The following is a 10251-nucleotide window of genomic DNA, read 5'->3' on the forward strand; positions in this document are numbered from 1 at the left end:
ATAAAATTAATATCCTTATTCCTATTTGAGATAATATCAACCCAAATAGGAGAATTGTAATGAGCAAAAAAAGAACAACATATTCAGCTGAATTTAAAAGTCGGCTTGTGCTTGAGTTATTGGAAAATGAAAAAAAAATAGCTGAAATTGCCAGTAAAAATAACATCACACCTAAAAATCTTCAGAATTGGAAAAAGATATTCTTGGATAATGCAGTGATTGCAATGGAGCCTGCTAAAGCGGTTAAAGCGGTTAAAGCGGTTAAAAAATACAAGCAAGAGCTTATCGCAGTTCAAGAAGAAAATGAAATGCTTACAAAAATTGTAGGTAAAATGACCGTTGAGAAGGAGTGCCTTGAAAAAAGCTAAAAAGCTTGGGCTTATCTGATAAAAAACAATTAATTGAGCCTAAGCTAGAAAACCTTTCAGCCTCGCAACAGTGTGGCTTGTTGAATTTAAATCGTAGTACTTTTTATTACACTGCAAAAGTGAATAATAAAAAGCGCGATATTAAGATGGAGATATCCAAAGTCTTTGAAAAGACACCGATTTATGGCGCAAAAAAGGTGCATCAACAACTACTTGAAAATGGAGTTGATATTTGCTTAAACAGTGTTGCAACATATAGAAAATAACTAGGATTAAAGGCCATTTTAGCGGTCAAGCAAGTTGCGATGACCGTGCCTAATAAACAACACAAAAAATACAGCAAAGCGCTTAGAGAAACCAAGTGCCCTACAGTACAATGCTAACATGCCCAAATAACGAGCAAATTAGCACTTATTAATTAATGATTTTCTGAAACAATATTAACCGTATATTTAGGAATCTCAACAACCAGATCTTCATCCGCGACACATGCTTGACAGCCAAGGCGAGATTCAGGCTCAAGCCCCCATGCTTTATCAAGCATGTCATCTTCAAGTTCATCACTTTCCTCTAAAGAATCAAATCCTTCACGTACAATAATATGACAGGTGGTGCAAGCACAGGACTTTTCACAGGCATGTTCTATGTGAATATGGTTTGCAAGCGCAAGATCTAACACCGTATCTCCTGCTTTTGCTTCAATTATGAGCCCTTCTGGGCATAACTCTTCGTGGGGTAAGAATATTACTTTTGGCATTTAAGTTACCTATATTATTATCATATTTTATCTACTTAGTAGACTGGGCTTTAATCTGTGCTTTATTTTTTTACAATATCAAAGCAGGGCTAAAGTCCTGCCCTCAATAAAACTAAACACGCTATATTGACTCAACCGACTGGCCTGTTAAGGCTTTTTTAATCGAGGCATCCATACGCAATGATGCGTAATGATCGGTTAGTTTATCAATCGCTTTTAACGCTTCTTTAATGGCATTCACATTACTACCTTCACCAATTTTGGCAAGCACTTGAATATTTTCAGTGATAACGTCAAACTCACCATCATCAAGCAGTTGATGACCATCTTTGGCTAATGCGCCTTCAATATTTTCAATCACACGTTTTACTTCCACTTGTTGCTCAATGAGCATACGTGCGTCGATATCTTGCTGTGCAAAGGTTTGTGAGGCGCTGAGCATCTCCATCACCTGTGCATCACTTAAACCATAAGAGGGTTTTACTTCGATATTGGCTTGTACGCCTGATGATTTTTCCATTGCGCTAACGCTTAATAAACCATCGGCATCCACTTGAAATGTGACACGAATATGAGCAGCACCCGCAGCCATTGGCGGAATATTAGTTAATACAAACTTAGCGAGTGAACGACAATCTTTTACCTGTTCACGCTCACCTTGCAAAACATGGATCAGCATTGCAGTTTGACCATCTTTAAACGTAGTAAACTCTTGCGCGCGTGCCACAGGAATCGTGGTATTGCGCGGAATAACCTTTTCAACCAACTCGCCCATGGTTTCTAAACCAAGCGACAATGGCAAAACATCCAGCAATAACAGTTCAGAATCAGGTTTATTACCCACCAAAATATCAGCTTGAATAGCGGCACCAATCGCTACAACTTTATCGGGATCAATTGAGGTTAATATTTCTCGCTGGAAATAATCAGCTACTTTTGAGCGTACTAAAGGCACGCGGGTCGATCCACCTACCATCACCACGTCAACAATCTCATCAAGACTGATTTGTGCATCTTTCACCGCACGTTTACACGCACGTAGTGTTTTTTTAACTAGCTTTTCAATCAGTCTTTCAAAGTCTTTTTTGGTTAATGTCAGTGTGAGATCAATACTCGAAAAGCTAATTTCAGCTTCATCACACTCACTCAATTGCTGTTTCGCAAAACGTGATTTTTGTAATAACTCTTGCTGTAGTTGGGGGCTAATATCAGTGCCAATTGCAGCTTCACTTTTGATCCATTTTACAATTTCAAGATCAAAATCGTCACCACCAAGGGCCGAATCACCACCGGTTGCTAAAACTTCAAAGACCCCTTTATGCAAGCGTAAAACAGAGATATCAAAGGTGCCACCTCCTAAATCATAAACGGCAATAACACCCTCTTGGCCTGAATCTAAACCATACGCGATGGCGGCTGCCGTTGGCTCATTTAAGAGACGTAAAACATGTAAACTCGCTAAACGCGCTGCATCTTTTGTTCCTTGACGTTGCGCATCATCAAAATAAGCCGGCACGGTAATAACCACCCCGTCAAGCTCACCTTTTAAGGTATCAACTGCACGTTGATTGAGTGTTTTTAATATTTCGCTAGAGGCTTGTACTGCATTAATCACACCACTGCGTGTGACGATTTGTGCAAGACCACTTTCATGCGCACTAAATTGATAAGCAAGATGAGTTTGGTCAACATCTGCTAATGATTTCCCCATTAATCGTTTCACGGAAACAAGGGTATTCAGCGGATCGGATAATAGTTGTTGTTGCGCTGTCACACCGGTTGATATTTGATCATTTTCACCGTAGTGAATAACAGAGGGCAACATATCTTGACCATTATCGTCTACTAACGTGGTCGCTTCACCGCTACGTACACTGGCAACCAATGAGTTTGTAGTACCTAAATCGATACCCACTGCCAATTTATGTTGATGAGGAGCAGCCGATAAACCCGGCTCTGCAATTTGGAGTAATGCCATGAAGAAGTACCTTACTTTAGTCGAACAGTTTTTCTTCTAACTGATCTAATTCTATTTGTAGTTTAAGCATAAATTTTAACTTACGCACACTGTCAGCGGCTGCCTCTAGGGTTTCTGCTTGTAACTGTTTTTCAATAGTGAATTCTAAATCATTCACTTGTTGTTGTATATTCGCGCTAAACGTTTCAATTTCGTCTTCATCATCTTCGCTGAATGCTTCAATTTGTTCACGCCAACTCATCTGTTGCATTAAAAAATCAACATCTTGCAAAGTGCGTTGCTCTAGTGCGATATCAACCCCCGCTAAGAAAAGCAGGTACTGTGCACGTAAGCAACTTTTTTTCAGCGTTTGATAAGCATCATTGATTTCAGTACTTTTTTGCATCATCGCAAGACGTTCACTGTCCGCAGACATAACAAATTTATCGGGGTGATACTGCTTTTGTAATTCACGATAGGTAGTAGAAAGCACGGTTTGATCAACAGAGAATTGCTGAGGTAACGAGAAAAGTTGGAAGTAGTTCAAAGTGAGATCCTATGTCAGGATAAAAAAGAGGAGGTAAGCACTTACCTCCATTAGTTTACTTAAACGCTGAAACTTTCACCACAGCCACACTCACCATCAGTGTTAGGGTTATTAAACTCAAAACCTTCGTTTAATCCCTCTTTAACAAAATCAAGTTCGGTGCCATCAAGGTAAACAAGGCTTTTTTTATCAACAATAATTTTAACACCTTTATCTTCAAACACTTCATCATCTTCATTAAGCGAATCAACAAATTCAAGCACATAAGCCATGCCTGAACAACCTGATGTTTTTACACCTAAACGTAAACCAATGCCTTTGCCGCGATTAGTAAGAAAATTAGCGACATGTTTTGCCGCTGGCTTTGTCATTGTGATAGCCAAAATAGACTCCTTGAACGATGCGCGTTAAGCGTTTTTACTTTTGTAATCTTCAATTGCGGCTTTAATTGCATCTTCTGCAAGAATAGAGCAATGAATTTTTACCGGTGGCAAAGCAAGTTCAGCTGTGATCTGTGTATTAGTAATCGCAGCAGCTTCCTCTAATGTTTTCCCTTTCACCCATTCAGTCACTAATGAGCTAGAAGCAATAGCACTACCACAACCGTATGTTTTGAATTTTGCATCTTCAATCACGCCATTAGCGTCAATTTTCAATTGCAGTTTCATCACATCACCACACGCAGGTGCCCCCACCATACCCGTTGCAATACTTTTATCATTTTTATCAAATGAACCCACGTTACGTGGATTTTCGTAATGATCGATTACTTTTTCGCTGTAAGCCATAATATATATCCTTCAAATTTGTAACTACTCAGGTCATTGCCATTTAAGCCAATTTCCGCGTTGAAAAATGCTCATTTAAACCACTAAACTGCGCTTTTTCGCATTGAACTAGGCATAAATGGCTTAGCCCTGAGCATTTACCTTTATTTTTATTAAATTTTTTAAAAATCAAATTCGTTTAGGTAAAGCTATTTTGTTTAAATACAAGGCGGAGGCACGGAGCTTGGTTTACCAAGTATTCCGTACATCCTGTACTCCTCTCTACGAGCCATCCTTCGGATGTTCAAATTCTTTCCCGAAGAGTTTGTGAGTACCGACAACGCCGTAGTTAAGCAAAAGAGCGAAGCATCAACAATTTAGTGGTGAGACCACTCAATACTTTTGATATCGATGCCTTCTTTGTACATATCCCAAAGTGGTGACATATCACGCAATTTACCAATATTTTCACGGATAATTTTTATTGCGTAATCGATCTCTTCCTCTGTAGTAAAGCGACCAATACTAAATCTTATTGAACTATGTGCCAGTTCATCGTCACGTCCAATGGCACGTAATACATACGATGGCTCTAAGCTTGCTGATGTACAAGCACTGCCTGATGAAACCGCTAAGTCTTTAAGCGCCATAACCAATGATTCACCTTCAACGTAGTTAAAGCTAATATTGATGTTGCCCGCAACACGACTCTCCATTGAGCCATTAACGTAAACTTCTTCCATATCACTCACGCCGTCTAACAAACGCGTACGTAATTTAAGCAGACGTTTACTTTCTTCAACCATCTCTACTTTCGCGATACGGAATGCTTCACCCATTGCCACAATTTGGTGTGTTGCTAATGTGCCACTGCGCATACCACGCTCATGACCCCCACCGTGCATCTGTGCTTCTAGACGTACACGTGGCTTACGAGAAACATACAAAGCACCAATCCCTTTAGGGCCATAAATTTTATGCGCAGAAAAAGAGATTAAATCCACTTTCATTGTTTGTACATCAATCTCAATTTTGCCCGCACTTTGTGCAGCATCAACATGCAAAATTACTTTATTAGCACGACATATTTCGCCAAAAGCGGCGATATCTTGGATGATGCCAATTTCATTGTTCACATGCATCAAACTTACTAAAACTGTATCGTCACGTAGTGCTTCTTGTAACTGCTGTGGCGTAACAATGCCATCACTGCCCGGCTCAAGGTAAGTCACCTCGTAACCTTCACGCTCTAATTGACGACAAGTATCTAAAACCGCTTTATGCTCAGTTTTAGCGGTAATAATGTGTTTACCTCTTTTACCATAGAAATGCGCAGCACCTTTAATTGCAAGGTTATCTGATTCTGTTGCGCCTGAGGTAAAAACGATTTCACGTGGATCTGCATTAATCAATTCAGCAACCTGTTCACGGGCAACATCAATCGCCTCTTCAGCTTGCCAACCAAAACGATGTGAACGCGAAGCTGGGTTACCAAACTCGCCATCCATGGTTAAATATTTCATCATAATTGCGGCAACACGCGGGTCAACGGGTGTTGTTGCTGAATAATCAAGGTAAATCGGTAATTTCATTGTACTCTCCACTGCTTTATCGACTGATTTTTACATTCAGTTGTGCAGTTTGTTTATATTTATTATTTTGAATTTCAGAAATAGTTTGCACGTGATCAGAAATCATCAACTCTTCAAGGCTGATGCCATCTAAAAAGGTGCTAATGCGATTACTGAGTTGCTCCCATAACGAGTGCGTTAAACACTGCACGCCATTCTCATTACAGCCACTTTCACCGGTACATTTACGCACATCAACAGATTCATTCACGGCATCAATGATCATCGCAACCGAGATCTCTGCACGGGTTTTACCTAATTTATAACCGCCACCGGGTCCTCGCACACTGCTCACTAGCTCTTTCTTACGCAGTTTAGAAAATAGCTGCTCTAAATAGGAGAGAGAGATCCCTTGACGTTCAGAAATATCAGCAAGAGGAACAGGTCCCATATGCTCTTTAATGGCAACGTCTAACATTGCAGTCACCGCATAACGGCCTTTTGAGGTTAGTTTCATAACACTTCTCTTATAGTCTAAAGTGATCTAGATCACTTATTTATTAACTTATAACTGAAGTATAAATACCTGACTAAATTAGTCAACTAAAAAACCACAAAGTTTAGTCGGTTTTATTTTTTATTTAGATTCGATTCTTTACGTGCTGATATTAATGATTTTTGAATACTACTAAATACCCCACGCCACATACGTAGTTCAGCCACTTCAGGACGAGCGCGATTGAAAAAACGGCGCAGTTTGGTCATCACTAAACCCGGGTGAGCAGGCACAATGAAACGCGTATCAATCAGCGTTTCTTCAAGATGTTTAAACATCCCTTCTAGTTCTTGTGAAAGCGGATACTCTTCAACTTGCTCGGGGTACGCTGTAGAGGCTAAAAATGACATGCGAACTTCATAGCTTAATGTTTGTACTGCCATCGCTAAATTCAGCGAACTATAGTCTGGATTAGCAGGAATAAATACATGAAAATGACACTTTTGTAGCTCGTCATTGCTCAACCCACTATTTTCACGACCAAACACTAATGCGATGGGATGTTTCTGCCCTTCAATAACTGCTTTTACACCCATTTCGCGTGGATCAAGCATTGGCCAATCTAACGTGCGTGGACGTGCGCTTGCACCGATCACTAGACCACAATCTGCAATTGCTTCCTCTAAGGTATCAAAACGTTGATGATTTTTGAGTACATCACTCGCACCAGCAGAAAGCGCAACTGATTTACCATCAACTTCACATTCAGGATCAACGAGGACAAGGTTAGATAATCCCATTGTTTTCATTGCGCGCGCAGCACTGCCAATGTTACCGGGGTGAGATGTGCCGATAAGAATGATACGTACATTATCTAACATGAATGTTCCTTAAACTAACTAATTGACAAAAATAGGGGCGCAGTTTAGCAGAAATAGGGCTCAAAAAAAACAAGTTCACCACAGAAAAATTTGCACAACTTTGTGATCTGTGTATAATTTTGCGTCGAAGGAATCTCCCTTCATGTTCTTTTACAATCTAATGGTGATCCCCAATGCATCCAATGTTAAATATTGCAATTCGTGCTGCCCGTAACGCAGGTAAAGTAATCGTTAAAGGCTACGAAAACTTAGAATCAGTTGAAGTTGAAGAGAAATCGTTAAACGACTATGTAAGTAGTGTTGATAAAGAAGCTGAGCTTGCAATTGTTGGTACATTACTAAAATCTTACCCTGACCACAGCTTCATTTGTGAAGAAGGTGGCATTATTGAAGGTAAAGATAAAGATCACCAATGGATTATTGATCCGCTCGACGGAACAACCAACTTTTTACACGGCATCCCACACTTCGCTGTTTCAATTGCGCTTAAAATTAAAGGACGCACTGAAGTTGGCATCGTATTCGATCCTATACGTAACGAACTTTTCTCTGCAGTAAAAGGTCAAAGCTCACAAATCAATGGTTACCGCACACGTACTAACAGTGCAAACAAACTGACAGGCACGTTGCTTGCTACAGGCTTCCCATTCAAACAAAAACACCATACAAAAATTTACCTTGAGATCTTTAATGAGTTCTTCATGGATGTTGCTGATATGCGTCGTAGTGGCAGTCCTGCACTAGACTTAGCTTATGTTGCAGCAGGCCGTATGGATGGTTTCTGGGAGTTTGGTTTAAAACCTTGGGATATCGCAGCAGGCGAATTACTGCTTAAAGAATCAGGCGCAATGATGACTGACTTTAATGGTGGCAACGATTACATGAAATCGGGCAACGTCGTAGCAGCAAACCCTAAGCTTTTAAAAGAGATGTTAACGGTTATCCGTAAACACCATATTTAATCGGAAAAATGATACGTTATCTATAATGCCTCACGGATGAGAGCATAATAGACAGCTTTAAGCCCTCAAGTTATCGTTTCTTGAGGGCTTTTTTGATCTAACCCAACTTACACAACTATTAATTTGCAATAACCACAGAAGCACTTATGATAAAACTTTCCCTACTAAAATAAGTGAGAAATCATGACTAAAAATTATTCTGACACCCTGTTTGAAGAGATGAAATTACTGGCTAAATTCCCAACACAATCTCAGTTAGAAGGTATTAAAATTCATAACGAAGCAAGCGAAGCTGTCATTAAAGCAGCCAAAGCACTTTTTGATAAAGGCCTTATTTCACAAGATGATGGTGGTTATTTGACTGATAGCGGTATAGAAACTGTTGATAATCTACATCGTGTATTAGCAACACTAAGTTAATTCTTGAGTTCTTAAACTTAGCACGTTACATTCCGCCCTACTTATTTTATAACTAGGGCTTTTTTATGAAAGTTATCTCCTTTAATATTAATGGGCTTCGCGCTCGCCTGCATCAACTCCAAGCAATTATCGACAAACATCAACCCGATGTGATTGGTCTGCAAGAGATAAAAGTACACAATGACATGTTTCCCTTAGAAGCAGTTGAAGCGATGGGTTATCACGTCTATTTTCATGGTCAAAAAGCACATTATGGCGTAGCGATGTTATGCAAAAAAGAACCTGTTTCAGTACAATATGGTTTTCCAACCGATAATGAAGATCACCAAAAGCGTATGATTATGGTGACAATGGAAGATGGTAATGGTGAAAAAACTACTATTTTAAATGGTTACTTCCCACAAGGCGAAAGCCAAACTCACGAGATTAAATATCCTTACAAACGCCAGTTCTATTTAGATTTGAATACCTATTTAACGACACATCATACCAGTGATGACAATGTGATCGTGATGGGAGATATAAACATCTCACCCGCAGACATCGATATTGGTATTGGTGAAGTCAATGCTAAACGCTGGTTGCAAACGAAAAAATGTAGCTTTTTACCCGAAGAACGTGAATGGCTAAAAACACTGATGGATTTTGGTTTCACCGATACCTTCCGCCTTTTAAACCCAGAAGTAGATGATCAGTATAGCTGGTTTGATTATCGCTCTCGTGGTTTTGATGATAATCGTGGCTTACGTATTGATGTGGTATTAGCAACACAAAAATTGGCTGATAATACCATTGATGCAGGCATTGATTATGAGTTACGTGGTATTGAAAAACCCTCTGATCATGCGCCTATATGGACTGAGTTTGCTTAATAAGCATGCTAAGTTACACAGAGAACACGAAGAAAGTGCAAAAGTTAACATTCCTTTTTCTTCGTGCTTTTGTGGTTCAAGGTTTAAAAAAGTGTTTTCTATAACGCTTTTTCTAAGATCTCTGCAACAGTGATTGGTTTAAAGTAGAAAAAACCTTGTGCAATATCAGCATTCAAACCAATTAATATATCTACCTGCTCCTGCGTTTACCCCCTCGACAACGACACGCATATCTAAATCTTGGAAAATTTGTAACATGCCAGATAATATCACCAGTGCTTTACTGCCTTTTTCAATATGAGTGACAAAAGATCAATCTATTTTTAGGCTCTGTTCCAGAGTATTGTTGTCTATACTTATCAGTAGGTATAACTTATTGGCTCTGTTGTAGAACACTGTTGTCACCCATAGGCAGCGACTAATATTTCTTGTTTATTGAGCTTCGCGTTGCTTTCCCTAAACCAAGCAAGATAATTCGATAAATACTTTGTTGCTACGCCTTTCATTTTTCCGTTAACCCAACCCTTAAAATGCGCTATTGCACCGTTCACGGTCTGGATGTGGTAAACCTTATCTATTACTCTCACTTTACCGTTTATTAGTCGCTTATGGTCACAATTTGTTTGCTTGGCTATCGTCACATATGACCATGA

At 39.5% G+C, this 10251-nt stretch carries 13 protein-coding genes and 1 pseudogene; 5 read left to right on the forward strand and 9 right to left on the reverse strand.

All coding sequences use genetic code 11. The features are described 5' to 3' along the window. Positions 1-59 precede the first annotated feature (59 nt). Together G322_RS22390 and G322_RS22395 are read left to right on the forward strand one after the other, a co-directional pair. The gene (locus G322_RS22390) at positions 60-368 is read left to right on the forward strand and encodes a transposase (RefSeq protein ID WP_084683752.1); all 309 of its coding nucleotides are present in this window, start codon (positions 60-62) and stop codon (positions 366-368) included. Between the two features lie 5 nt (positions 369-373). Continuing rightward, positions 374-634, forward strand: coding sequence for a hypothetical protein (locus G322_RS22395; protein WP_028866647.1), 261 nt, complete (start codon positions 374-376; stop codon positions 632-634). A 152-nt stretch (positions 635-786) separates the two neighbouring features. Here G322_RS22395 and fdx read toward each other — a convergent pair whose 3' ends face one another. From fdx to trmJ, 8 genes are all read right to left on the reverse strand, one after another. Continuing rightward, positions 787-1125, reverse strand: a complete 339-nt coding sequence (fdx, locus tag G322_RS0114135) for an ISC system 2Fe-2S type ferredoxin (protein ID WP_022942395.1) — start codon at positions 1123-1125, stop codon at positions 787-789. A gap of 121 nt (positions 1126-1246) precedes the next feature. Continuing rightward, entirely contained in the window at positions 1247-3103 is a 1857-nt protein-coding gene (gene hscA, locus G322_RS0114140; protein WP_022942396.1) for a Fe-S protein assembly chaperone HscA, read from the reverse strand. 16 nt (positions 3104-3119) lie between these two features. Further along, positions 3120-3629, reverse strand: coding sequence for a co-chaperone HscB (gene hscB / locus G322_RS0114145; RefSeq protein WP_022942397.1), 510 nt, complete (start codon positions 3627-3629; stop codon positions 3120-3122). Between the two features lie 59 nt (positions 3630-3688). Further along, positions 3689-4012, reverse strand: a complete 324-nt coding sequence (gene iscA / locus G322_RS0114150) for an iron-sulfur cluster assembly protein IscA (protein WP_022942398.1) — start codon at positions 4010-4012, stop codon at positions 3689-3691. A 24-nt stretch (positions 4013-4036) separates the two neighbouring features. Beyond that, positions 4037-4417, reverse strand: coding sequence for a Fe-S cluster assembly scaffold IscU (iscU, locus tag G322_RS0114155; RefSeq protein ID WP_022942399.1), 381 nt, complete (start codon positions 4415-4417; stop codon positions 4037-4039). A gap of 356 nt (positions 4418-4773) precedes the next feature. After that, the gene (locus tag G322_RS0114160) at positions 4774-5988 is read right to left on the reverse strand and encodes an IscS subfamily cysteine desulfurase (RefSeq protein WP_022942400.1); all 1215 of its coding nucleotides are present in this window, start codon (positions 5986-5988) and stop codon (positions 4774-4776) included. 16 nt (positions 5989-6004) lie between these two features. After that, on the reverse strand, positions 6005-6484 hold the full coding sequence (gene iscR, locus G322_RS0114165) for a Fe-S cluster assembly transcriptional regulator IscR (protein ID WP_022942401.1): 480 nt from the start codon (positions 6482-6484) through the stop codon (positions 6005-6007). 113 nt (positions 6485-6597) lie between these two features. Then, complete coding sequence (gene trmJ / locus G322_RS0114170; RefSeq protein WP_022942402.1) at positions 6598-7344, reverse strand: tRNA (cytosine(32)/uridine(32)-2'-O)-methyltransferase TrmJ; 747 nt, start codon at positions 7342-7344, stop codon at positions 6598-6600. 173 nt (positions 7345-7517) lie between these two features. Here trmJ and suhB point away from each other — a divergent pair, with 173 nt between their 5' ends. The 3 genes from suhB (at position 7518) to xthA (ending at position 9598) form a co-directional block, all read left to right on the forward strand. Further along, positions 7518-8306, forward strand: coding sequence for an inositol-1-monophosphatase (gene suhB / locus G322_RS0114175; RefSeq protein WP_022942403.1), 789 nt, complete (start codon positions 7518-7520; stop codon positions 8304-8306). Between the two features lie 183 nt (positions 8307-8489). Then, positions 8490-8726 carry a TIGR02647 family protein gene (locus G322_RS0114180; protein ID WP_022942404.1) on the forward strand — a complete coding sequence of 79 codons (237 nt, stop codon included), beginning with the start codon at positions 8490-8492 and terminating at the stop codon, positions 8724-8726. A 65-nt stretch (positions 8727-8791) separates the two neighbouring features. Then, positions 8792-9598, forward strand: coding sequence for an exodeoxyribonuclease III (gene xthA / locus G322_RS0114185; protein ID WP_022942405.1), 807 nt, complete (start codon positions 8792-8794; stop codon positions 9596-9598). A 401-nt stretch (positions 9599-9999) separates the two neighbouring features. Here the strand turns inward: xthA and G322_RS0114190 are convergent. Further along, positions 10000-10251: pseudogene (locus tag G322_RS0114190) on the reverse strand (IS1595 family transposase); the annotation flags it as partial.

Source organism: Psychromonas hadalis ATCC BAA-638 (genome assembly GCF_000420245.1).
Lineage (GTDB): Bacteria > Pseudomonadota > Gammaproteobacteria > Enterobacterales > Psychromonadaceae > Psychromonas > Psychromonas hadalis.